General features: G+C 67.4%; 25 protein-coding genes. 10 read left to right on the top strand and 15 right to left on the bottom strand.

Translation table 11 applies throughout. The features are described from left to right. Positions 1-135: 135 nt before the first annotated feature. The 5 genes from ACFOYW_RS13635 to ACFOYW_RS13655 all read right to left on the bottom strand — a co-directional run bounded on the left by ACFOYW_RS13635 (position 136) and on the right by ACFOYW_RS13655 (position 3,391). Complete coding sequence (locus ACFOYW_RS13635; protein ID WP_390229907.1) at positions 136-504, bottom strand: nuclear transport factor 2 family protein; 369 nt, start codon at positions 502-504, stop codon at positions 136-138. Between the two features lie 222 nt (positions 505-726). Beyond that, complete coding sequence (locus tag ACFOYW_RS13640; protein ID WP_390229909.1) at positions 727-987, bottom strand: hypothetical protein; 261 nt, start codon at positions 985-987, stop codon at positions 727-729. Further along, entirely contained in the window at positions 975-1,511 is a 537-nt protein-coding gene (locus ACFOYW_RS13645; RefSeq protein WP_390229912.1) for a GNAT family N-acetyltransferase, read from the bottom strand. The genes ACFOYW_RS13640 and ACFOYW_RS13645 overlap by 13 nt, the downstream gene beginning before the upstream one ends. A gap of 63 nt (positions 1,512-1,574) precedes the next feature. Further along, positions 1,575-2,837 (bottom strand): MFS transporter, encoded by a 1,263-nt coding sequence (locus tag ACFOYW_RS13650; RefSeq protein WP_390229915.1) that lies wholly within the window; start codon positions 2,835-2,837, stop codon positions 1,575-1,577. Between the two features lie 128 nt (positions 2,838-2,965). After that, on the bottom strand, positions 2,966-3,391 hold the full coding sequence (locus ACFOYW_RS13655) for a nuclear transport factor 2 family protein (RefSeq protein ID WP_390229918.1): 426 nt from the start codon (positions 3,389-3,391) through the stop codon (positions 2,966-2,968). Positions 3,392-3,476: 85 nt separating this feature from the next. Here ACFOYW_RS13655 and ACFOYW_RS13660 point away from each other — a divergent pair, with 85 nt between their 5' ends. Further along, positions 3,477-4,073 (top strand): TetR/AcrR family transcriptional regulator, encoded by a 597-nt coding sequence (locus tag ACFOYW_RS13660; protein WP_390229920.1) that lies wholly within the window; start codon positions 3,477-3,479, stop codon positions 4,071-4,073. A 78-nt stretch (positions 4,074-4,151) separates the two neighbouring features. On the opposite strand, the gene ACFOYW_RS13665 is transcribed toward ACFOYW_RS13660, so the two are convergent. Beyond that, positions 4,152-4,769, bottom strand: a complete 618-nt coding sequence (locus ACFOYW_RS13665; RefSeq protein WP_390229923.1) for a TetR/AcrR family transcriptional regulator — start codon at positions 4,767-4,769, stop codon at positions 4,152-4,154. A gap of 83 nt (positions 4,770-4,852) precedes the next feature. Between ACFOYW_RS13665 and ACFOYW_RS13670 the strand changes: the two genes are divergently transcribed. Beyond that, positions 4,853-6,394, top strand: coding sequence for an FAD-dependent oxidoreductase (locus tag ACFOYW_RS13670; RefSeq protein ID WP_390229926.1), 1,542 nt, complete (start codon positions 4,853-4,855; stop codon positions 6,392-6,394). A gap of 108 nt (positions 6,395-6,502) precedes the next feature. After that, positions 6,503-7,606 carry a phospho-N-acetylmuramoyl-pentapeptide-transferase gene (gene mraY / locus ACFOYW_RS13675; protein ID WP_390229929.1) on the top strand — a complete coding sequence of 368 codons (1,104 nt, stop codon included), beginning with the start codon at positions 6,503-6,505 and terminating at the stop codon, positions 7,604-7,606. 68 nt (positions 7,607-7,674) lie between these two features. Here the strand turns inward: mraY and ACFOYW_RS13680 are convergent, their stop codons facing one another. After that, on the bottom strand, positions 7,675-8,511 hold the full coding sequence (locus ACFOYW_RS13680; RefSeq protein ID WP_390229931.1) for a phosphotransferase family protein: 837 nt from the start codon (positions 8,509-8,511) through the stop codon (positions 7,675-7,677). 514 nt (positions 8,512-9,025) lie between these two features. Between ACFOYW_RS13680 and ACFOYW_RS13685 the strand changes: the two genes are divergently transcribed. Continuing rightward, positions 9,026-9,334, top strand: a complete 309-nt coding sequence (locus tag ACFOYW_RS13685) for a hypothetical protein (RefSeq protein ID WP_390229934.1) — start codon at positions 9,026-9,028, stop codon at positions 9,332-9,334. Positions 9,335-9,424: 90 nt separating this feature from the next. Continuing rightward, positions 9,425-10,009, top strand: coding sequence for a hypothetical protein (locus ACFOYW_RS13690; protein WP_390229937.1), 585 nt, complete (start codon positions 9,425-9,427; stop codon positions 10,007-10,009). Here the strand turns inward: ACFOYW_RS13690 and ACFOYW_RS13695 are convergent. After that, entirely contained in the window at positions 9,984-10,697 is a 714-nt protein-coding gene (locus ACFOYW_RS13695; protein WP_390229940.1) for an alpha/beta fold hydrolase, read from the bottom strand. The genes ACFOYW_RS13690 and ACFOYW_RS13695 overlap by 26 nt on opposite strands. Positions 10,698-10,808: 111 nt before the next feature. On the opposite strand from ACFOYW_RS13695, the gene ACFOYW_RS13700 reads away from it, so the two are divergent. The 3 genes from ACFOYW_RS13700 to ACFOYW_RS13710 all read left to right on the top strand — a co-directional run bounded on the left by ACFOYW_RS13700 (position 10,809) and on the right by ACFOYW_RS13710 (position 13,948). Beyond that, positions 10,809-11,321, top strand: coding sequence for an AAA family ATPase (locus ACFOYW_RS13700; RefSeq protein WP_390229943.1), 513 nt, complete (start codon positions 10,809-10,811; stop codon positions 11,319-11,321). Positions 11,322-11,384: 63 nt separating this feature from the next. Beyond that, positions 11,385-13,061 (top strand): bifunctional 3'-5' exonuclease/DNA polymerase, encoded by a 1,677-nt coding sequence (locus ACFOYW_RS13705; protein WP_390229946.1) that lies wholly within the window; start codon positions 11,385-11,387, stop codon positions 13,059-13,061. A gap of 29 nt (positions 13,062-13,090) precedes the next feature. Further along, the gene (locus ACFOYW_RS13710) at positions 13,091-13,948 is read left to right on the top strand and encodes a DUF1684 domain-containing protein (RefSeq protein WP_390229949.1); all 858 of its coding nucleotides are present in this window, start codon (positions 13,091-13,093) and stop codon (positions 13,946-13,948) included. A 4-nt stretch (positions 13,949-13,952) separates the two neighbouring features. Here ACFOYW_RS13710 and ACFOYW_RS13715 read toward each other — a convergent pair whose 3' ends face one another. Next, the gene (locus tag ACFOYW_RS13715; protein WP_390229952.1) at positions 13,953-14,564 is read right to left on the bottom strand and encodes a PadR family transcriptional regulator; all 612 of its coding nucleotides are present in this window, start codon (positions 14,562-14,564) and stop codon (positions 13,953-13,955) included. 160 nt (positions 14,565-14,724) lie between these two features. Here ACFOYW_RS13715 and ACFOYW_RS13720 point away from each other — a divergent pair, with 160 nt between their 5' ends. Then, positions 14,725-15,237 carry a DUF3145 domain-containing protein gene (locus tag ACFOYW_RS13720; RefSeq protein WP_390229955.1) on the top strand — a complete coding sequence of 171 codons (513 nt, stop codon included), beginning with the start codon at positions 14,725-14,727 and terminating at the stop codon, positions 15,235-15,237. Positions 15,238-15,261: 24 nt separating this feature from the next. On the opposite strand, the gene ACFOYW_RS13725 is transcribed toward ACFOYW_RS13720, so the two are convergent. The 5 genes from ACFOYW_RS13725 to aceE form a co-directional block, all read right to left on the bottom strand. Continuing rightward, entirely contained in the window at positions 15,262-16,503 is a 1,242-nt protein-coding gene (locus ACFOYW_RS13725; RefSeq protein WP_390231380.1) for a beta-ketoacyl-[acyl-carrier-protein] synthase family protein, read from the bottom strand. Positions 16,504-16,613: 110 nt separating this feature from the next. Next, entirely contained in the window at positions 16,614-16,862 is a 249-nt protein-coding gene (locus tag ACFOYW_RS13730; protein WP_022880924.1) for an acyl carrier protein, read from the bottom strand. 77 nt (positions 16,863-16,939) lie between these two features. Beyond that, positions 16,940-17,854, bottom strand: a complete 915-nt coding sequence (locus ACFOYW_RS13735; RefSeq protein WP_390231382.1) for an ACP S-malonyltransferase — start codon at positions 17,852-17,854, stop codon at positions 16,940-16,942. A gap of 79 nt (positions 17,855-17,933) precedes the next feature. Beyond that, entirely contained in the window at positions 17,934-19,139 is a 1,206-nt protein-coding gene (locus tag ACFOYW_RS13740; RefSeq protein ID WP_390229958.1) for a PucR family transcriptional regulator, read from the bottom strand. A 4-nt stretch (positions 19,140-19,143) separates the two neighbouring features. Then, on the bottom strand, positions 19,144-21,876 hold the full coding sequence (aceE, locus tag ACFOYW_RS13745) for a pyruvate dehydrogenase (acetyl-transferring), homodimeric type (RefSeq protein ID WP_390231385.1): 2,733 nt from the start codon (positions 21,874-21,876) through the stop codon (positions 19,144-19,146). Positions 21,877-22,040: 164 nt separating this feature from the next. Between aceE and ACFOYW_RS13750 the strand changes: the two genes are divergently transcribed. Then, positions 22,041-22,517: a peroxiredoxin gene (locus ACFOYW_RS13750; RefSeq protein ID WP_390229961.1), complete on the top strand. Its 477-nt coding sequence runs from the start codon at positions 22,041-22,043 to the stop codon at positions 22,515-22,517. A gap of 10 nt (positions 22,518-22,527) precedes the next feature. Here ACFOYW_RS13750 and ACFOYW_RS13755 read toward each other — a convergent pair whose 3' ends face one another. Beyond that, a complete protein-coding gene (locus ACFOYW_RS13755) occupies positions 22,528-23,436 on the bottom strand; it encodes an aminoglycoside phosphotransferase family protein (protein ID WP_390229964.1) in 909 nt (302 codons plus the stop codon). Positions 23,437-23,440: the final 4 nt, after the last annotated feature.

Genomic DNA, 23,440 nt, shown 5'->3' on the forward strand with positions numbered 1-23,440 from the left:
ACCAAGGCGCGTGCCCTGGCCAGTGACGAGAACGGGGCGTGCAGGTTTTTCTTCGCCCGCGGGTGCCTGAGGATGCATCCGCGTTGCTCACGGCTCGCTGGTCGAGTGCGGACCTCTGCGCCAGCGTGCAGGCGACTATTGCCACGCCTCATCCCATTCGTACAGGGGCGCCGAGGTCTGGTACTCACGCAGTTCAACGATGACGCCGCCGACGCTGCGAGAAATCGTCGCACCATCGAAAGTGGTGCGCTGGCCGTCCCAGGTGCACTCAAATGTCCATTGAGCGGCCTCGCGACCGCTGGCAACAAAGTGGTCGGTGACGGCCCAGTTGTGCACGGTTCCGCCAGCGCGGAACCACGTCGTGGCCCACTGGCGCACTCTGTCGCGTCCCCGGTAGATCGGCCCGTAGCACTCCGTGATCACGCAGTCTGAGTCCACCGCCATCGCAATGCGATCGACATCGTTCGAGGCCCACGCCTCGATATAGTCCAGAAGCGCCGTCACGCAAATACGCTACTGCGCGACCAACGCTGACCGATCCGTACTCGTTCGTGTCGTGCGGCCGACCTCGTCGGAGCGGCATGCCAGGTTGGATCATGACGTCGCCGTCTGAGACTCTGTTCCGTACCGAGATTTCTGGCCGCTCGATCGCGTGCGCACGCCACGAGGTTATCGGCGATGCGGCCGTCATCTTCAGCGAGCCGCGCCCGGCACGGTGAGCGAGCCTCAGAGGGCGTCGTTGAGCACGGCGTCAATCCACTCGTGTCGCGAGACTCCCTGCACTTCGTCCACAGTGAACCAGGCGGTCTCGATCAGCTCCTCCTCTTCGAAGCTGAGCGGGCTGTTCGGGAGGCGGCACTCGAAGGCAGCCGTGACATAGGCCACACGGTCGCCGTTGGGATAAGTCGCCTCCAAGGCTGCGCCGCCGTACGCTCCGATAGCGTAGGCGGATTGGCCGGCGCAGATGCGGCGGTTCAGGATCGCCACTCCAGCAAGAGCGAATTCCCATGCACGGGGTCGGATTCGACGCGATCGGTCTCGGTGAAGCCAACCTTGTCGAGCACGCGCAACGAGGCCCGATTCCAGTCGCGAACCGTTGACGCCAAGTGGTGGTGGCCGATCGCGGCTGCGAACGCGATGACCGCCCGGGCTGCTTCGGTGGCGAATCCTTGGTTCCAAAACGCTTGTAGGAACTCAAACGCCAGCTCGGGCTCCGGGCGGCCGAGCGAGTTGGGGACTAGGCCGCAGTAGCCGATGGTGGTGGCCGACTCTTTGGCGACAACGGCAAGGAGCCCTGGAGCCGGCTCCCCGTCATAGCGCCGGATCCAGTCTTCCTGATCGGCTACGGACGGTCGGCCGTCGTTGCCGAGACGGCGGTGCGCCGGCACGCGAGGGTCACGTTGCTTCCAGAGCTCGTGGAGTAACGGGGCATCCGCAAGCTGCCAGTCGCGAAGCAGCAGGCGCCCAGTGGCGAGGCGCGCGTGCGGCCGTTGTGCGTCATCGTGAGCCATGAGACAAGCATCCCGCTGACACCCCCCCAGGCGAATGACGCGCACGTGCCGGGCGGCGCGCGTTCATGCCTCGGAGTATTCCCACTGCGGCGGGAGGTTCTTCATGCGGAAGATAGGGGAGGCCGCGAAGACGGCGGCGCTGCAGGCCATGATGCCGGCACCGATCCATAGGGCGATGTCGTACCCGGTGAAGATTGCGAGGGCTCCCGCGATCAGGGTCCCAAGTGGGATGACCCCGACTGCGACGGTGCGGCGTGCGGCCGTGACGCGGCCGAGTAGGTGCGGTGGTGTCATGCGGGCGTAGATCCCGGAGCTGCTGATGGCCGCGACGACGATGACGAAACTGATGCAGAACTCTGCGACAGCCACCGAGACCGGTTTCGGCGCCGGCAGGAAAGGTGCCAGAGGGGTCGGCGCGAATGCGAGCGGGATGGCGGCGTAGCAAAGGATCTGGGCGCGGATCTCGCCCAGCCACCGACGTATCCTCATTCCCGCGAGCGCGCCGACGATGCCTCCGATTCCTCCGACGGAGAGCACAAGCCCGTATTCAGCGGGGGAGAAGTGCAGAGTGCGGAGGATGAATAGCGGCTGGATCGCGGCGATGAAGCCCGACCCGAAGTTCACGGTTGCTGCCGCGAACATGAACGTGCGCTGCAGAGGCGCGCCGATGACGTAACTCAGGCCCTCGCGCAGCGACGACCAGAACGGCGTGCGTTCGACACGCTGTGCCTGCGACCCGGCTCGGATCGATCCCGCCGACAGCGACGACACAGCATGAACGACGGCGGTGACGATGTACGCGACGGGTCCGGCGGTGACCGCGATCAGCTGGCCGGCGAGGCCGGGACCGAAGACCCTCACGGATGCGTCGACTGACTGGAGCTGCGCAGACGCCGCCGGAACGCGCGTGCGCCCGACGAGGCTCGGCAGCACCGTGGTGTGCGCCACGTCGTACGTCACGTTCGCGGCGCTCGTGACCGCGGCAACACCCATCAGCTGCGCCACGGTCAGCCCGTGCGCGAAGTACGCGACGGGTACCGTCGCCACCGCGACGAAACGAGAGAGGTCGGCGATCAGCAGCAGCCGCTTGGGGTGAACGCGATCCGCCCAGACGCCGATCGGCACGCCCAGCACGAGGTAGGCCCCGTTGCCGAGCGCGGCGATCACCGCGACTTCGAAGGTTGAGGCGTGCAGGAACACCACCGCAGTCACGCTCAACGCGACCGTCGCGAACGCCGAGCCGATGTCACCCAGCAGGTTCGAGACCCACAGGTGCACGTAATCGTGCACCGCGAACAGACGCGGTGATCCCCCCGAAACCGACATGAGGGTCTCAGGCTACCCAGTCGACGCCACGCAGGCGCCGACTCGCTTCGGCGCTGCCATGGGCTCGCTCCCGGTGGCGAATGAGCGAGTTACGTGAGGGAACCGCGATTCGAGGACGCGCTTCTTGCTTACTGGCTACCCCCGGCGGAGGTATCGAGCAGGCCGCCGAGTGGCGACCGCTGAGGCACGATCGTTCGCCGGGCGATGCGCCACCCGGCCGCAGTACGGCGGAGGACGTCGTGGTGGGTGACGCTGCGCATGTGGCCATCGCCTGTCAACATGAACCCCTTCGAGTCGACCTCGACTTCATCGCCGCCATCGCGAACGACGAAGACATTGGTGACGTGATGCGCGATCGGGTTCTCGGCTCCGAGGCGAATGGCTCCTGCCCGAAGTGCGTCGACTCCTTCGATCACAGGGAGCCCTGCCGCGCTCATGTCATAGACCGCGTCGGGGGTGAAGACCGCGTCGAGCGTGTCCAGTTCCCCTCGGTCGATGATGTGGCTCTGCCGGGCGATCACCTCGGCGATGTCTAGGCGGTCTTGCGTTTCCATGGTTTGTCCCTTCGCTTGATGAGACCAATGGTACTGAGTACCGAATAGAACACAAGCCCGTAAGGGACCCTGTTACCATCGTTACGTGACAGACGGAGCGCCACTGATCGAGCGGAAGCAGCGTCGAGCGCGCCAGCGGATCATCGAGGCCGCTGACGAGCTCTTTGCGAGCCGCGGATTCGACGGGGTATCCGTCAGCGACATCGCTGAGCGCGCAGAGGTCGGGCGCACTTCGTTCTTCCGCTACTTCGGCGACAAGCAAGAGGTGGTGTTCGCACGCGAGCAGGAAGTCCTGGCCCTGGTCGCAGCAGAAGACGTCCCGGAGCCCGGCTCCGATCCCGGCAGCCTCGGCGACGCGCTGCGTGCGCTGGAGCCGGTGATCCTGCGCATCACCGCCCAGATGACCGCGAACGCCGACGGGTTCCGACGGCACATGGAACTCGTCGAAGCGCGCACCGAGCTGCGAGATCGAGACGCCGCCAAACTTCAAGTCATCGCAAGCCAGCTGGGCGATCTGCTGACCGCTCGCGGCTGGGACCGCTTCGTGTCCGCATTCTCCGCCCGGATCGCCGTCGCGTGCTTCGCGACCGCTAGACACACAATGACCGATCCCGAAGGTCTGGTCGAGGCCACTCGGCGCGCGCTCGAGCAGGCCCTGACACTCGGCACAGCCCGCAACTGAAGGTAGACGCCCTACCCGCCCGCACCGCCGACCGACGGATTCTTGATCCGGCACTGTTCCGCGGGCGGCAGAGCGCTTTCAGTCCGCGTAGATCCGCACGAGCGGCAGGAAGATCTCGTCGACGATCGAGCGGATACGTTCGGAGCGGAGCGGTTTGAGATCCATGATGAGGTCGTGACGCACCAGGTCGAAGGGGGTGGCCAGCACCGCTGACGGGATGCGCTCCAGATCGAGCTCGCCGCGAGCGGCAGCCTGGCGGTAGATGGCTCGCGCCTGGGGGAGAAGCTGTTCGCCCATGATCTGCTCCCGGATCTGTGCGGGTGATTTGCCGGTTGAGGCGAGAAACCCCGAGAACGCCGCGGCGACCGTGATCGCGAAGAATCCCGCGAGCGAGTCGCTGAGCGCGGTCAGGTAGTGGAGCAGGTCGTCGCGGAGATCTCCGGTGTCGGGCACCCTGACCGGATGCCTCGCCCGGTGCCTGTCCAGCACCGCAAGCACGAGCTGGTCCTTGTTCGCCCAGCGGCGGTAGAGGACGGGCTCGCTCGTGCGGGCGCGCGTCGAGACGGATCCCATGGTCAGGCGGGCGTAGCCGAACTCGACCAGCTCGTCCCAGCCTGCGTCCAGGATGGCGGATTCGAGCGCCGCCCCGTAGCGGCGGCTCGGCGCCGAGGCGGAGTCGATCTGGGATGCGGTCATCCACTCACCTTAGAAAGCATTGTCTTTCTCGACAACCTCGATTATCGTATTAGACAGATATTCCTTTCTTACATGGAGATGTGGTGAGCGAACTGTTGAGTGGCTCTTCCGCCGACGTCGACCGCACCACGGTGCTGATCGTGGGTGCCGGCCCGACCGGTTTGACGCTGGCCGTCGAGCTGGCGCGCAGCGGCGTCCCCTTCCGGCTGATCGACGCGGAGCCCGGTCCTCACCCCGGCTCTCGCGGCAAGGGCGTGCAGCCGCGCACCCTCGAGATCTTCGAGGACCTCGGCATCGCCGAGCGCGTGATCGCGAACGGTCAGCTGGCCATTTCAATGAACTCGACCGGCCCCGACGGTCAGGTGAAGCATGGTGGCACGATCCCCGCGTCGCTGGCGAATCGGCCGGACATCCCGTACGCCGCGAGCCTGATCACACCCCAGTGGCGCGTCGAGGAAGCTCTTCGGTTCCGGCTCGAAGAACTCGGGGGCGCCGTCGAATACGGCACCACGCTGGTCGGCTTGGACCAGACCGGGGACGAGGTCGCGGCCGAGATCATGAGGAAAGGCACGACGTTCACCGTCACCGCGCGCTGGCTGGTCGGCGCCGACGGCGGACACAGCGTCGTCCGCAAACAGATCGGTGTCCCGTTTGCCGGTGAGACCCGCGAGGACGTTCGTATGGTCTTGGCGGACCTGCGGGTGTCAGGACTCAGCCGCGACGCGTGGGAGACCTGGCGTCACCCGACCGGCCTTATGAGCCTGTGCCCGCTCCCATCGACCGATCTATTCCAGTACGCGGCCAGCCTCGCCCCCGGCGCGGAACCCCGGCTCGACCTCGCCGATCTCCAGGCGACCCTCGAGCAAAGAACGGGCCGCACAGACATCCGCCTTCACGACCCTGAGTGGACCTCGGTGTGGCGCGCCAACGTCCGTCTCGCCGAGCATTATCGCGTCGGGAACGTGTTCCTCGCCGGCGACGCGGCGCACATCCACTCGCCGGCCGGTGGTCAAGGTATGAATACCGGAGTCCAGGACGCCCACAACCTCGCCTGGAAGCTCGCCGCTATTACGAACGACGGCGCCCCGCTCGGCCTTCTCGATTCCTACGAAGCCGAGCGTCGACCGATCGCCACGCACGTCCTCGCCCTCTCGAACGCCCGTCTGGCCACAACCATCCAGACGAACGCGATGCCCGTCGACCGGGACGCGAGCACAATCCAGCTCGATCTCGGCTACCGGGGGTCTGCGCTGGCACGCGACGACCGCGACGCCCAAGGGGACCTTCGCGCTGGAGACCGCGCTCCGGACGCGACCGGTCTGACAACGGTCGACGGCGAGCATCGTCTGTTCGACCTGATCAACGGCGGCCGGTTCACCCTTCTCAGCTTCGGCCCGGCACCGGCTGTTGAATTTCCGCGGATCACGCCGCGCATGCTCCAGCTCGTCACGGATCCGGCGAGAGCGGGCGAGATCGCCGACACCGAAGGCACTCTCAGGGCTGCATACGGAGCATCCGATCGAACCCTTGTCCTGATCCGCCCCGACGGTTACATCGGCATGATCTCCGATGCAGGCGACTCGGCCGCCGTCATCACGTACCTCGCCGCGGTCGCCGCGCAATAGCCCGGCGGGTGAGGCAAGGCCAGCGGACCTCCTTCGAAGCCCGGCGCCTCGTCGTTGGTGCGTCGTGGCTGAGCGGCTCCTAGCCGATCGTCTGGGAGGATCGCACGCGTGAGGACACTACTTACCGCCAGCGCACTCTCTCTCGCGTTCTCACTGTTCCTCACACCGCTATTCGTTCGCCTGTTTCGAAGGCTCGAACTCGGCCAGTACATTCGCGACGACGGCCCGAAGTCCCATCACGCCAAGCGCGGCACGCCCACCATGGGCGGCATCATCATCACTCTGGCCGCGGTGTTCGGCTATTTCGTCTCCGCGCTGCTGTTCGGCAGCGGGATCTCAGTCCCCGCTCTGCTCGTATTGCTGATGCTCACCGGCATGGGCGTGGTCGGCTTCATCGACGACTTTCTCAAAGTGCGCCGGCAGAACTCAGCCGGTCTGAGCGGATGGGGGAAGGTCACCGGTCAGTTGATCGTGGCGACAGTTTTCGGTGTGCTCGCGCTCCAATTCCCGAACGCAGGAGGTTACACGCCGGCATCAATGGCGGTCTCCGCGATCCGGGACGTGTCGACGCTCGACATCGCGAAGATCGCAACGGGCGTTCCCCTCGTGGGAATCGTGATCTACCTCATCTGGGTCAACTTCCTTGCGGCGGCCACCACCAACGGCGTGAACCTTGCAGACGGACTCGATGGTCTGGCCACAGGAGCTTCGATCCTCGCGATCGGCGCCTACGTCTTCATCGGCTTCTGGCAGTTCAACGAGTCGTGCTTCAACCCCGCGATCGAGCAGGCCAACCTCGCCAAGTGCTACCCGACCGACGACCCGCTGTCGCTCGCGATCGTTGCCGCCGCAATCTGCGGCGCCCTCATCGGATTCCTGTGGTGGAACACGAACCCGGCCAAGATCATCATGGGCGACACCGGCGCGCTCGGCCTCGGCGGTGCGCTCTGTGCTCTCGCAATCGAAAGCCACACCGAACTCTTGCTCGTGCTCATCGGCGGTCTCTTCGTCATCGAGACCAGTTCGGTCATCATCCAGCGCACATACTTCAAGGCCACTCACGGCAAGCGTCTCTTCCGGATGACGCCGATCCACCACACCTTCGAGCTGATGGGCTGGGCCGAAGTGACGATCGTCGTTCGCTTCTGGATCATCGCCGGCCTGTTCGTCGCAGTTGGTGTCGGCGCGTTCTATCTTCAATGGCTCGGATGAGCGACAGGCGCCGCACTGTCGCGGTAGCCAATCGGCACTCGCGTTTCCGCTGGGACCGCGAGGGCGCTTTAGTTGCCGTCGCCGATCGCGTGCACCCACTCTTCGAAGCGCTGACGCAGCACCGGTGCGCTGAGTTCTGGGCGCCCAACGCCGCGATAGTTGGTCGTCCAAGTTTCAACTGACGAATCGGCGTGCGCTGCGGCAACCAGATCCCAGACGCCGACATCGCTGACTACGGTGCCGGCATGTTCCTCGTACACGCGCAGAAAGTGATCGGCGGCGTCCGCGGAGCCGAGGAGGGCGAGATCCTGCCGGCACCATGCAACATCGACGCCGCGTGGTGCGGCCCGGGCACCGGACCAATCGACGACTCCGCTCAGCACATCGCCGTTCCACAGCGCGTTCCCGGACCAATAGTCATAGTGCGTCAACACGCGCTCGAGTGCTTGAAGCTTCCGCGATGCCTCATGAGCGTGGCGTGCTAGCGAGGATGCCCCTTCCGGCGGCCGTACTTCGGCGTCGCGAAGCCCCGCTGGGTCGATGGCATGAATGCGTGCGAGCATCATCGCCATCTGGGCGGCGATGCGGTGTAGTGACACCGTCGGATCGGGAGTAGAGCCGGCTACCACAGACGTCACGATGAGGGGATGCCCGGCGGCAATTCCGTGTCCAAGCACCCGCGGTACCTGCTCGCCAAGAGATCGTAGGCGCGGAAGGACGCTGACCTCGTGGTGGACCGCAGCGTCGCCCGGTGGGAAGACGCGAACGACCGCGTCGTCCGAACCGTCGCGAACGAGCAGAGTTCTCGCGTGTGCGCCACCCGAAAGCTCGCGGCGAAATTCGAGCGGACGCCCCATCAGAGCCGATGCCTCGTCCACTATCGAAGGCACGTCTATGCCGGTCACCTGAGCATCCCATCATGGCCGGAGGGGCAAAGCCCGCGGGGCGTTGCTGGCCCGATGAATCTGCGCGAGCTGAGCGAAGGCAGCGCGCCGCCGGATGTGCACGCCGTGAGTGTTCCTTGGCACCCATGCTAGCCGACCGTCTAGACCCGGCGCCGTGCGGGAAGTAGTCTGTGTTGCAATGAGACAGCGGAGCGAGCGGGGTGTCGTCTTCGTGGCAGTCGCTCTGCTGTTGGCGCTCGGGTCAACGCTCACTGCCTGCGCCGATGAGAGCACTGACGCAGGCGCCTCGGCCTCCGGCGTGCCCTCGGCTACAGCGTCGAGCCCGAGCACGGCCCCAACGCCCACGGCGCCGACATTTCCGGTCGCGAGCCCCGGTGGGAAGGTCGACGCGGCCTCACAGCATCGAGCGGACAGTTGGTTGGCCGGCGCGGCCGTGCCACCCGGCGCCGTGCGCTCCAGCGCACGGCCCGACGGCGTCGCAGACACTACAGGCACGGACATGTGGTGCGCGCCCATGGCGAACGCCGTCGGGTACTGGACGGTGCCGGGCATGTCTGCCGACGAGACGATGATCTGGCTGGAGTCGCATGCAAGCCAGGGCATGAAGGTCACTGGCGGGAGCGGCAATCAGGCATCTGGCAGCGAAACAGACACCGGTGGGACGATCGTGGACGAGCCCAGCCCGATGTCCCTCGAGGCGTTGATCTTCACGGTCACGCCGATCGGCTCCGGGTCGGGCATCCGTGCCGATGCCTTCACCAAGGCGACCACCTCGGTCTGCGCCACCCCGCCGCCCGGCACGATGCTCGGCATCGGCGGCTGACGTTGATGTCTATGGGGCCAGCCTGACGGCCTCCGCTGACGCACGCACGCACGCTGACCCGCGCTCCGTGCACCGGCTAATATCGCGTGAATGGCTGAGCCGTGGGACCTCGAGCAAGCTCGTCTGCAGGAGCGCGCGGAGGACGTCCGCCGGAGCCTCGGGCTAGACGAGGCCCTCGGCCAGCTAGGGACCGCGACTCTGGTGGGCAGTGCGGCACTGGGCGTCATGGTCGCTCGCGACGTCGATGTGACAGTGTCGGTCACCGCGTTAGGCCCGGACGAGTTGCTCGCGATCAGCAGGCTCGCTGCCTCCCTGGCCATTCACAGTGCCGTGCGTGAAGTGAGGTTCCGCAATGACACCGGCGCTTGGAATATCGACGCGAACTATCCGGACGGCGTCTACCTCGGTATCGAATGCGCCGACGAGCGTGGCGAACTGTGGACGTTCGACATCTGGTTCGTTGATCAACCCGAGCGCCAGCCAGACCTGAGGCACTTGCGAGAGATCGCACCGCGCATCACCCCTGAGCGGCAGGCGGCAATTCTCGCTATCAAGTGGGCGACCATGGGCCGCAGACCTGACGGGTCGCGGCTTCCGAGCTATGAGATCTACGCGGCCCTGGCGCCGTTACCGAGCGCAGACGCCCGCGTCACTCGTTCCCAACCGCTTCGCTGACGGTTGCGAGAAACTCATCGACGACAGCGGCCGCGGCCGCGGGCTGCTCGAGAAACAGGAAGTGCCCTGCCTCGGCAACGAGTCGAAGCGCGGCACCCGACACGCCTGCGGCGATCTCGTCACTCGATTCCACGGGAATCAGTCGGTCTTCGGCGCCGTGGATCACGAACGTGGGGCAGGAGATACGCGCAAGCAGGTCTCGTGAATCGGCTCGGGCGACCACCGCGGCCTGTTGGAGCATGAAGTCCTGGGCGCCGACGGTCGCGGCCATGTTGCGCCAGGTGCGCAGCAGCTCGGCATCTGCCTCGTGCCGCTCGGCAACCACGCCACGGAACGCAGCGTCGACAAGTTCGTCGAAGCGGCCCCGCGCGACGAGCTGCGACTGCCGCAGCCGAGCCGCGAGCTGCTCGGACGAATCCGCCCGTGCGGAGGTGCTGACCAGCGCGAGCCCCGCCACACGCCCCGGTGCTTGCCTGATCACCTCGAGCGCGACGTAGCCGCCCATGCTCGTGCCGAGCAGTGCGAACCGCTGCGGGGCATCGCGGAGGAGACGTGCGGCCATGCCGGCGATCGTGTCATCGCGGCGGGTGTCGGCGATAGTGACGGCCCCATACGACCACGCCGTGTCTACGACCGGTGCGTAGACCTGGGGGGAGCACAGCAGCGGCGGCACAAGAATCGTTTGCACGACACCTACGATGCCGTGGGCCACCGACATCGGCGCGACGTGGCCGGCGATGCCGCGCGAGCGGTCACCGATAACCCACCGCGCGACGACGGCCGCTGCTAGCGTGGCCGTATGCTGATCGCGCTTGCCGGCCTTCCGGGAAGCGGGAAGAGTGCGATCGCCCGCGAACTTGCCCGCATGCTCCCCGCCACGCATCTTGCTGTCGACGATCTCGAAGACGCCATGCTGCGCGCGGGCCTGCGCAATAGTTACGAGGTCGGCTTGGCCGCGTATCTCGCTGCTGAGGCGGCAGCCGAGGCGAATCTGCAGGTCGGCGGCAGCGTCGTCATCGATGCCGTCAACGACCACCCGTACGCGCGCGGCCAGTGGGTTCAGCTCGCCCAGCGCTGCGCCTCGTCGTTCGCATTCATCGAAGTCCAGTGCAGCGACGAAACGCTGCACCGTACCCGGCTCGCGCACCGCGAACGCAACTATCGTGCTCTACCCGAGCCGACGTGGGAATCTCTCCTCCCGCGGCGTGAGGCCCTGCGCGCGTGGGACGGCGAGCGGATCACGATCGACACCGCGAACGCCAACCCGGTCGAGCTCGCGGCCGGCGTCGTGAACTGGCTGCAGCCGCACTGAGCCCGGCCGGGCCGAGCATGGCCCCGCGCGTTCCGTGTCGGTGATGTGTTCGACAATGGAACGGTGCACATCGTCCTCGACCTTCATGACGGGGTGGTGACCGCGACACGAATCGAGGGCGACGGCGCCACCGGCGACGCGGCTCAGCTCGACCTGACCGCGCTGGTCGAGTTCGTCGCGGAGCGCGAGGCGGCCGAGCGGCCGCGCTGGGTCTGGGCGAATACGCGTCAGTGGTACCCCCGGCTGCTCGCGGCGGGCGTTCGCGTCGAGCGCTGCGTCGACCTGACCCTGTGTCATCGGATTCTTCGCCGCTCGGCCCTGACGGCAGAGTCCGCGCTCGCGCGCGGCCCGGAATCCGCATGGGACGTGGCGTCGTCGGCCCTTATCGAGCCCGTACCCGCGCAGTCGCCTGCCCTCTTCGACGTCGAGGTGCCGGCTACGACGGCAGGCCTCGATCCGGTCCGCGAGTTCGAGGCGCAGCTGGCGGCAGTCTCGAGCGCTGAGCAGCCCGGCCGTATCCGTCTCCTACTCGCCGCGGAGTCCGCCGGTGCTCTCATTGCCGAGGAGATCCGCTTCACGGGTCTGCCCTGGCGCGCCGACGTGCACGATCGCGTCCTTACTCAGGCACTCGGGCCTCGGCCGGCGCCCGAGCGGCATCCGGCCAAGCTCGACGAGCTGGCAACGCGCATCCGTGAGCTTCTCGACGCCCCGGCACTCAACCCCGACTCACAGCCTGAGCTGCTCGCGGCCCTGCGCCGCGTCGGGCTCGACGTCGCCTCCACCAGGAAGTGGGAGCTGCGCGAGTTGCAGCACCCCGTCATCGCGCCGCTGCTCGAGTACAAGAACCTCTACCGGCTCTATACGGCGAACGGCTGGGCGTGGCTCGACGCATGGGTGCACGAGGGCCGGTTCCGCCCCGACTACGTCGTGGGCGGCGTGGTCACAGGTCGGTGGGCGACCAGCGGCGGGGGAGCGCTGCAGCTGCCGAAGAACGTCCGGCAGGCGGTCGTCGCCGACCCGGGCTGGAAGCTGGTCGTCGCCGATGCGGCTCAGCTCGAGCCGCGGGTTCTGACCGGCCTTGCGCACGATCGGGCGATGGCGGATGCCGGGCGCGGCCGTGATCTGTACGACTCGATCGTGGCGGCACAGGTCGTTCCGAGCAGGCCCCACGCGAAGGTTGCGATGCTCGGGGCGATGTACGGCGCGACGACGGGGGACTCGGCTCGGCTGATGCCGAGGCTGAGGCGCGCCTTTCCCCAGGCGATCGCGCTGGTCGACCACGCTGCGGAGGAGGGCGAGAGAGGGGACCGGGTGATGAGCCGGCTCGGTCGCACCTCGCCGCCTCCGAGCGCGGGCTGGCGCGCAGTGCAGCAGCGGGCGAGTGAGCCCGGCGCTACGTCGTCCGACGAGAGGCGAGCGCGGTCGCAGGCCCGGGACTGGGGCCGGTTCACGCGCAACTTCGTGGTGCAGGCGTCGGCTGCGGAATGGGCACTGTGCTGGATGGCCGAGACGCGGTTGCGCCTCGCGGCCCTCAACGGCCGATCTCTCAGCGGCGCGCCCCATCTCGTGTACTTCTTGCACGATGAGGTGATGATTCACACGCCTGAGCAATTTGCGCCTCAGGTCGAGCGTGTTCTGCACGACGCCGCACGAGCGGCCGGCGAGCTGCTGTTCGGAACATTCCCCGTGGACTTTCCGTTGACCGTGGCGACCGTCGACACGTACGCGGATGCGAAGTGATCGACCCCACCACTCTTAGGATCGAGCCCATGACCGACACCGCTTCGACGACGACCACGCAGCCGACGCCCGAGGAGCGCCTCGCGAATTTCCACCGTCGGCGCGAAGAATCGGTGAAGCAGCCGCAGGGCAGCCTCGCCCTCGTCAACACGCAGTGGATCACCGGCGCCGTCGACGCCGCGCAGACCGTGTGGGGCGTCCCCGGCACCTACTATCCGTTACCGGCCGGCGAGAAAGGCATCCGTCTCGTAGCGGCAGCCGCCGACGGCATCTCGGTCGACGGCGAGGTCGTCGACGGCGAGGTCACGTTGTTCGCTCGCGATGCCGAGAAGGCAAGCGCGATCCGCTTCGATGACCACACCACGGGCACGGTCATCGTGAACGAGCCTGGCGACCAGTACGGCCTGCGCGTGTGGGATTCCCAGGCCGACGACCTCCTCGCCTTCGGCTCGATCGATGCATACGCCTACAACCCCGAGTGGGTCATCAACGCGACCTTCACGCCCGTCGAGGGACTCTCGGTCGGCTTCGAGCATCTGAAGGACGAAGGCGAGCGCGACACCGCGATCCCGGGGGAGATCACGTTCCGGAAGGACGGCGTCGACTACAACCTCGCCGCGTTCAAGTCGGGGCGTGCACTCCAGCTCGTCTTCGGCGACAGCACGAACGGCGACGAATCCTATTCGGTCGGCCGTTTCCTCTTCGTCGCGCCGAGCCCCGACGGCACCATCACCCTCGACTTCAACCTCGCCGTTCTGCCTCCGTGCGCCTTCAGCTACCAGTTCAACTGCCCGATGCCGCCGAAGCAGAACCGCTTCGACGTGCCGATCCGCGCGGGCGAGAAGCAGGTGCTGAAGGCCGACGGCAGCCCGCTGCACGAGTTCTAGGCGTTCACGCGCCCTCAGCGGCGTGTACTCGCGCTGGGCGCCCGCGCTTCGGGACATCGGTGCTCAATGGCAACGGCCCAGCGACGCCTGCGGCTACGGCGCTGGCAAGGCGTCCCTCACAGTGATCGAGCCAGCGCAGCTCGCCGTCGACCTGGAAGATCTGCGCATCGACGAGCAGCAGCAGGGCGAGGTCTTCGGGGGAGCGGGGCTCGTCGATCGCCTCTCTTCTGCGCGAGAGTTCGCGCAGAAGCTCGAGAGCCGCGGCTCGCTGGACGTGGATCACCTGCTCGAGATTCACCCCGGGCAGCGTCGCTGCGATAGCGAGCTTGATCGCGAGCTCGCCACGCGCGGCGGTCTGTCGCTCGACGGGCGCAGCGAGCCACGAGGCGGCAGCGGCATGCCCTGCATCGGTGATCTCGTAATACGCTCTCCCTTCGCGGTCCGAGTCGCTTTTGGCCACGAGGCCGTCGCGTTCGAGCCGCTCGAGAGTCTGGTAGATCTGCCCGACGTTCAGGGGCCACGTGCCACCGGTGCGGCGATCGAATTCGCCGCGGAGCTGGTAGCCGTAGCACGGACCCTGATCCAAGATGGCGAGCAAGCTCTGTCGGACTGACATGCAGTATGTATATACCGAGTATTCCCGCGCGCCGCTCCGACACGCGGCCTGGCTAATTACACGCTTGGCATTCAGGGCCGTGCTATGGCACGATATCTGAGTCGACATCGACATTCGTTCTTCGGTCGGAGGGGAAGCCGTACCGGAACGGAGGAATGCGATGACGGCACTAACTGCACACGCTCGAGGGGTGCTTTTCGTGCACTCCTCACCTCGCGCGCTCTGCCCGCACCTCGAGTGGGCGGTCGGGCGCGTGCTTGGCCGCGCCGTGAACTTCGACTGGACCGAGCAGCCGGCGTCGCGCGGAACGATGCGCGCTGAGCTCTATTGGGAGGGCGACGCCGGAACCGGCGCCGCGCTGGCCACCGCTCTACGCGGGTGGGAAGACGTGCGCTATGAGGTCACTCAGGACCCGACCGCGTCGACCGACGGGGCGCGCTACCTGCACACGCCGTCTCTCGGCATCCACTGTGCGCAGACCGACACCGCCGGCAACGTCGTCATCTCGGAAGTCCGCATGCGCTACGCGATGGAAATCGCGGGAAGCGATGCCCTCGCTCTGCACCGCGAACTGCACCTGGCGCTCGGCCAGGCCTGGGACGACGAGCTCGAGGTCTTCCGTCACGCGAGCGACGGCAGCCCGGTCGTGTGGCTGCACAGCTTCGCCGGCTGAGTCCAACCGGCCGCAGGCGGCCGCTCAGACCGTCTTGAACGCGACGACCGCGTTATGGCCGCCGAACCCGAACGAGTTGCTCACGGCCGCGAGGTCGCCCGCAGGCAGCTGGCGCGGCGACGTCACGACGTCGAGGTCGATTTCGGGGTCCTGGTTCTCGAGGTTGATCGTCGGCGGCGCGAGGCGCTCGTGCAGCGCCAGCACGGTGAAGATCGCCTCGAGCGCGCCCGTGCCGCCGAGCAGGTGACCGGTCGAGGCCTTGGTGGCGCTCACCGGAACCTCGGACAGGTGGTCGCCGAAGATTGCCCGCAGTGCGTGGTACTCGGCGATGTCGCCGACACCCGTGGACGTCGCGTGGGCGTTGACGTGAGCGATATCGGATGTCTGCAGCCCGGCCTGTTCGAGGGCGAGCTTCGTGGCGCGCGTGGCGCCGAGACCCTCGGGGTCCGGGGCCGTGATGTGGTACGAGTCGCTCGTGATGCCGGCGCCGGCGACCTCGGCGTAGATCTTCGCGCCGCGAGCCTTGGCGTGTTCCTCGGTCTCGAGCACGAGCGCCGCAGCGCCCTCGCCCATGACGAAGCCGTCGCGGTCCCGGTCGTACGGGCGCGAAGCCCGCGCGGGGTCGTCGTTGCGCTTCGACAGCGCCTGCATGTTCGCGAACGCGGCGACCGTGATCGGGTGGATGCAGGACTCCGACCCGCCTGTGATAACGATGTCGGCCAGACCCTGCTGCAGATGGTCGTAGGCGTTCGCGAGCGATTCGGTGCTCGACGCGCACGCTGAGACGACCGTACGTGCCCCTGCGCGCGCGTTGAGGCTCATCGAGATCGCGGCAGCGGGGCCGTTCGGCATGATCATGGGGACGGTCATCGGCAGTACGCGACGCGGGCCGCGCTCACGCAGCGTGTCCCAGGCGTTGAGCAGCGTCCACACGCCGCCGATGCCAGTGGCCCAGTCGACCAGCAGGCGGTCGGGGTCGAAGTCGACCACGCCGGCATCCGCCCACGCCTCACGCGCCGCGATCAACGCGAACTGGCTCGCAGGATCGTGACGCCTGACCTCCACCCGCTCCATGACCTCCTCGGGGCGCACGAGCGCCTCGGCAGCGAACGTCACGGGAATCTCGTACTGCGCGACCCACTCGTGCTGGAACGAACGGGTGCCGGATTCACCTGCGAGCAGGGCCTTCCAGCTCTCCGGAGCAGTGCCGGCCAACGGCGTAGTCGCGCCGATACCTGTGACGACGATCTTCTTCGGTCCCACGATGTTCCTCACTGTGTCGCTGGTGTTCCTGACGCACGGCCCGCTGCGCGCAAACACGCACGCGGCCGCGCCTGACCGGCTGTCAGACGCCGACCGCGTGCGGGAGGGTGTTGCTAAGCCTGCGCCTTGACGATGTAGTCGACTGCGTCACCGACGGTCTTGAGGTTCTTCACCTCGTCGTCGGGGATCTTCACGTCGAACTTGTCCTCGGCGTTGACCACGATGGTCATCATCGAGATCGAGTCGATGTCGAGGTCGTCAGTGAAGGACTTGTCCAGCTGAACGGAGTCGGTGGCGATGCCGGTCTCGTCATTGATCAGCTCGGCCAGGCCGGCGAGGACTTCTTCGGTGGACAGTGCCATGTTGGGTTCTCCTAGATGTGTCGTGTGACCGGCCCCAAGTCTAGTAAACGGCCGGACGCGGGTCGGGTACGCGGCGGTTACCGTGCCGTTTGCGTGAGTTCGAGTGCGGCGGCGACATCGTCGGGGGTGCTGATCCCGACCGACGGCACACCTTTGAGGCCGCGCTTGGCGAGGCCGACGAGGGCACCCGCGGGCGCGAGCTCGACAATGCCGGTGACGCCGGCGGCGGCGAACGCCTCCATGTCGAGGTCCCAGCGCACAGGGCTCGCGACCTGCGCGACGAGCAGTTCGACGAACCGCGCGCCGGAGGAGATCGTGGAGCCGTCGTTGTTGGTCCACAGCGTGATGCCGGGGTCGGCGGGGCTGAAAGCGGATGCCGCGTCCCGAAGCACCTCGCGCGCGGGCGCCATGAAGCGGGTGTGGAATGCGCCGGCGACCTTGAGCGGAATGACGCGGGTTCCACGCAGGGGCTCGTCACTGAGCTTCGCCAGGGCGTCGAGCTCACCGGCGACGACGATCTGACCCCCGCCGTTGTAGTTGGCCGGTTCGAGGCCGAGCTCCGTGGCATGCTCGACGACGGCGTCCTGGCTGCCTCCGAGTACGGCGCTCATGCCGGTCGGCGTCGCAGCCGCGGCATCCGCCATCGCAAGCGCACGGGTGCGCACGAAGCTGAGCGCGTCCGTCTCGCTGAGAACGCCTGCGATCGCCGCGGCGGTGATCTCACCGACGGAGTGCCCCGCGACGGCGCCGATCTCCGCTCCCGCTGCCCGCAGCGCTCGGGCCGTGAGAAGGCCGGCCGCCACGATCAACGGCTGGGCGACCGCGGTGTCACGGATCGTCTCCGCGTCGCTCACTGTTCCGTGCGCGACGAGGTCGACTCCGATGGTCTCAGACCACGCTCCGACCAGGTCGCGGGCGTCGGGGTCCGCGAGCCACGGCTCGAGGAACCCGGGGGTCTGAGAGCCCTGGCCGGGCGCGACGAAGACGATCACGTTGTCAATCATGCCGAACCGCGTACGCGCCGGGCTGGCGCGACGCGACAAAGAAACGTGTGGATGCTTTGGCGATGCCCTACAGGCGAGCGCGGCGCCTGCCGCGGGCATCCGGCTCAGCGATCGCGCCGATGATCAGCGCGGACTGAAGGATCAACGCCTCGCGCGTGCCCGTCGCGTCCCACCCGATGACGTCGCCGACCCGCTTCAACCGGTAGCGCACGGTGTTCGGGTGGACGAACAGTTCCCGAGCCGTCGCCTCGAGGCTTCGTCCGTTGTCGAGATAGGCCCAGAGTGTGTTGAGCAGCTCGGGGGAGTGAGCCTTGAGCGGTTGGTAGATCCGATTCACGAGCGTGGCGCGGGCGAGCGGATCGCCGGCGAACGCGCGCTCGGGGAGCAGATCGTCGGCGTGCACGGGGCGCGGGCAGTTTCGCCACGCCTTCGCGACGGCGAAGCCGGCCAGCGCCGCCTTCGCGCTCTTCGACGCGTCGACGATGCTTGCCACATCATGCCCGAGCACGAGGAATCCGGGCCCGAAGTTCGGCTCGAGCTGCGTGGCGATCTCGAGGAAGCCGACCGGCGGGGGCGCCGCCTGCTCCTCATCGTCGCTGGGGTGCGGCGTGCCCGCACGGCCGATGACGACGACGAGTCGACTGCCCTGCACGCCGATCAGCACGTCGGCACGCATATGGCGTGCGGCGCGTCGGATCTGATCGACGTCGAGCATGCGCGGGGCCGTGCCGACGAGTACTGAAACCTCGCCGTGTCCGTGCCATCCGAGCGCCGCGATACGGCTCGGCAGCTCGTCGTCATACTCGCCGGTCAGGATCGAGTCCACGACGAGGGCCTCGAGGCGGGCGTCCCACAGGCCGCGCGCTTCCGCGGCCCTGGCGTAGACATCCGCTGACGCGAACGCGATCTCGCGCGAGTACAGCAGGATCGCGTCGTGCAGCAGCTCACCGCCGGCCTTCGCGCGGTCCTCGACGACAGACACCACGACCCGGATCAGCTGCAGCGTCTGCTGCAAGCTGATCGATCGCAGCAGCTCGCGCGGGGCCGACCCGAAAACGTCCGAGGCGACCCACGGCGTCGCCGTCGGGTCCTCGAACCAGTCGATGAACGACGTGATGCCCGCCTGGGCGACGAGCCCGACTGCGCTGCGTCGCCCCGGCGGCATCTCGCTGAACCAGGGAAGCGTGTCTTCGAGACGCTTCACCGTCGCGGTCGACAGCTCACCGGAGATCTTGCGAAGCCAGGTGAGTGTCTCCTCCTTGGTGCGGCGCACCACCCTATGCGTCACCACCGGCGTTGCCGGACGTGCCCGCGTTGACGTTGAACAACTCGTACCGCTGGATCGCCTGGATCGGAGCGGACGGGTCGATCTTGCCGTCAGCGGCGAGCTGCTCGAGCGTGCGGACCACGACCGAGTGGCTGTCGATGTAGAAGTAGCGTCGTGCCGCCGCACGCGTGTCCGCGAAGCCGAACTCGTCGGCGCCGAGGGTCGCGAAGCGGTTCGGAACGAACTGCCGGATCTGATCGGGCACCGCGTGCGTGAAGTCGGTGACGGCGACGATCGGGCCTTCCGCTCCCCGAAGCTTCTCGGTGACGTACGGCAGGTGGGCGGGCTCCTCGGGGTGGAGGAAGTTGTGCTCCTCCGCCTTGAGACCGTCGCGGCGCAGCTCGTTCCAGCTGGTCACCGACCACACGTCGGCCGACACGCCCCACTCGTCGGCGAGGATCTGCTGGGCCTCGACCGCCCACGGCATCGCCACGCCCGACGCCAGGATCTGCGCCTTGATACCGCGGTCGGCCGGGCCTTCCTTCAGCTTGTAGATGCCGCGCACGACGCCATCGACGTCGAGGTTCTCGGGCTCCGCCGGCTGGACGATGGGCTCGTTGTACACGGTGAGGTAGTACATGACGTCGGGTTCCGGGTGCGTGCCGCCGTACATCCGCTCCAGGCCCGCGCGGACGATGTGCCCGATCTCGTAGCCGTAGGCGGGGTCATAGCTGACCACGGCCGGGTTCGTCGACGCGATGATCGGCGAGTGACCGTCCATGTGCTGCGTGCCCTCGCCCGTCAGCGTGGTGCGCCCCGCGGTCGCACCGATCACGAAGCCGCGCGCCAGCTGGTCTCCGGCCGCCCAGAAGGCGTCGGCCGTGCGCTGAAAGCCGAACATCGAGTAGAAGATGTAGACCGGGACGAGCGGCTCACCGTGCGTCGCGTACGACGTGCCGAAGGCGGTGAAGGCGGCGGTGGCACCGGCCTCGTTGATGCCCACGTGGTACAGCTGGCCCTGCTGGCTCTCCTTGTAGGACAGCAGCAGCTCGCGGTCGACCGACGTGTAGTGCTGGCCGTGCGGGTTGTAGATCTTCGCGTTCGGGAAGAACGCGTCCATGCCGAAGGTGCGCGCTTCGTCGGGAATGATCGGGACGATGCGCGGTCCCCAGTTCTTGTCACGCAGCAGGTCCTTCAGCAGACGCACGAAGGCCATCGTGGTCGCGATCTCCTGCTGGCCGGAGCCGCGCTTCGAGATCGCGTACGCCTTGTCGTCGGGCAGCTCGAGCTGCGTGTACTTCGACCGGCGCTCGGGCAGGAACCCGCCGAGCGCACGACGACGCTCCAGCATGTACTGGATCGCCTCGTCGTCGGGGCCCGGGTTGTAGTACGGCGGAAGCCAGTGGTCGCCCTCGTTCAGCTGCTCGTCGGTGAGCGGGATCTGCATGGTGTCGCGGAAGAGCTTCAGGTCCTCCAGCGTCAGCTTCTTCATCTGGTGGGTCGCATTGCGCCCCTCGAAGTGCGGCCCCAGGCCGTAGCCCTTGATGGTGTGCGCGAGGATGACCGTCGGCTGGCCCTTGTGCTCGACCGCCGCCTTGTACGCCGCGTAGATCTTGCGGTAGTCGTGACCGCCGCGCTTGAGCGCCCAGACCTGGTCGTCGCTGTAGTCCTTGACGAGCTCGAGCGCCTTGGGGTCGCGACCGAAGAAGTTCTCACGCACGTAGCCGCCGTTCTCGGCCTTGTACGTCTGGAAGTCGCCGTCGGGGGTGACGTTCATCAGGTTGAGGAGCGCGCCGTCGGTGTCACGGTCGAGCAGGTCGTCCCACTCGCGGCCCCAGATCAGCTTGATGACGTTCCAGCCCGCGCCGCGGAAGTAGCTCTCGAGCTCCTGGATGATCTTGCCGTTGCCGCGCACGGGCCCGTCGAGGCGCTGCAGGTTGCAGTTGACGACGAACGTGAGGTTGTCGAGACCCTCGTTGGCCGCCACCTGCAGCTGGCCGCGCGACTCGATCTCGTCCATCTCGCCATCGCCGAGGAACGCCCACACGTGCGAGTCGGCGGTGTCCTTGATGCCGCGGTTCGCGAGATAGCGGTTGAAGGATGCCTGGTAGATCGCGTTGATCGGGCCAAGACCCATCGACACGGTCGGGAACTGCCAGAACTCGCGGAGCATGCGCGGGTGCGGGTAGGAGGGAAGGCCGTGCGGGGCGCGCGACTTCTCCTGCCGGAATCCGTCGAGCTGCTGCTCGCTGAGCCGCCCTTCGAGGAACCCGCGCGCGTACGCGCCGGGGCTCGAGTGGCCCTGCAGGTAGATCTGATCGCCGCCGGACTCGTGGTCCTGGCCGCGGAAGAAGTGGTTGAAGCCCACCTCCCACAGCGAGGCGTACGACGCGTAGCTCGAGATGTGACCGCCGACGGCCACGCCCGGGCGCTGCGCGCGGTGCACCATGATGGCGGCGTTCCAGCGCAGCCAACGCCGATAGCGACGCTCGATCTCCTCATCGCCGGGGAAATCGGGCTCGTCCTGCGCCGAGATGGTGTTGACGTAGTCAGTCGTGGGCACCTGGGGGACACCGAGGTGCAGCTCTTTGGAGCGCCCTAGCAGGCTGACCATGATCTCGCGGGCACGCTCGGGCCCAGCGCTCTTCACCAGATCGTCGAGGGACTCACGCCATTCCGTGGTCTCCTCCGGGTCCGAATCGGTGCTCGTCACCGAATACGGGTCCTGGTGGTTAACAGTCACTTCGACCTCTTTCTTGTGCCGGTCAGTACCTGTGGGGAGCGCAGGGTTGTCGGTTCGCGACATCGCGCCGAGGATCAGCCTAGTCTCGCCCAGGGCCTGCTCGCCGCGCTGTGACCGCGTGACGAGTAGCCCGTCGGTGGCACGCCCGGAATAGTCTTTAGCCCATGGCATTGGAGAGCGACACCGAGGCCCCCGACTTCGAACTGCCCAATCAGTTCGGCCAGCCGATCCGCTTGAGCGACTATCGCGGCAAGAGCGCCGTCGCGCTCGTCTTCTTCCCGTTGGCGTTCTCCCGCACCTGCACCGGCGAGATGTGTGAGCTGCGCGACAACCACGCACTCTTCGGCGACGCCGACGTCGAGTTGATCGGTGTCTCCGTCGACTCGAAGTGGACGCACCGGGCGTGGGCCGAACAGGAGGGCTTCGAGTTCAGCCTGCTGGCCGACTTCTGGCCGCACGGCGCCGTCGCTGAGAAGTACGAGGTGTTTCTGCCCGAGCAGGGGTATGCGAATCGCGCGACGTTCCTCATCGACGAGCAGGGCATCATCCGCACCAGCTTCGAGACCGCCCCGGGCGAGGCGCGCCCCCTGTCGTTCTATCGCTCGGCGCTCGACGAGCTGGCGACGCTCCGCTCGCGGTAGCCGGGCCCGCTCACTCGAACCTGGCGAGCGCGTCCTCGAGGAAGGCGTCGCGTCGCGCGACGAGCGTCTGCCGGTCGAGGTCGGGGCGCTCCGTCCCCGTGATCCTTGCACCGGCGAACGACCCGAGATCTGGCGGCGTGCAGAGCGCCGCGACCACGTCCCAGTAGGCGACCGATTCGGCCTCCCGGGCCGCCTCCGCCTCCCAGCCGTGCAGAACATGATCGGATGCCTCGAGCCCATAGCCCAGGGCGGCATCGAGCCGAAGTGACCCGAGGTCGATGCCCGCCGGCCCAAGCCCGGCCGAGTCCCAATCGGTCACCGCCACGATGCGGTCGTCGCGCCACATCGTGCTGCCCACCCACAGATCGCCGTGGACGAGGCCGATGCGATCATCGGGTTCGTACCCCGCGATACGCTCAGCGGCGCGTTCGAGCAGCGGATGCGTGCCCGAAGCTCGCATGGCCGCGAAATCTGCGCCCTGCATCGGCCGGGAGATGTGCGGAAGCTGCGCCTCGCCCGGATCGGCGCGGAAGATCACGGCCGCCATGGCGCCGAGGGATTCGAGCCGCGCGGGATCGGCTTCGACCGGCTGCGCACGGGTGCCGTCGATCCACTCCGTCAGCAGCAGCGATACCTCGTCGTCGATGCGCGAGCCGAGCACGTTGGGCACGGGAACTCCCTGGCGATCCGCGATGGGCATCACGCTCTCCGCCACCGCCTCACCGCCGGCCTCCGTTGCATCATCGATGCGCAGCACGACCCGGCCGGTTCCGTCGTCGCCGACCCAGCGCAGCAGAAACGGTGAGCCGCCGGCCCGCAGACCCGTGATCTCGGCGATCGCGTCACCGCCGGCGATCTGCAGCGCCCACATGAGCTGTTCGGCGTTGGGCAGTGCGGGCGCGGTACCGGCGTGAGACATGCCG

It is taken from the genome of Gryllotalpicola reticulitermitis (assembly GCF_042651345.1).
In the GTDB taxonomy this organism is placed as follows: Bacteria; Actinomycetota; Actinomycetes; order Actinomycetales; family Microbacteriaceae; genus Gryllotalpicola; species Gryllotalpicola reticulitermitis.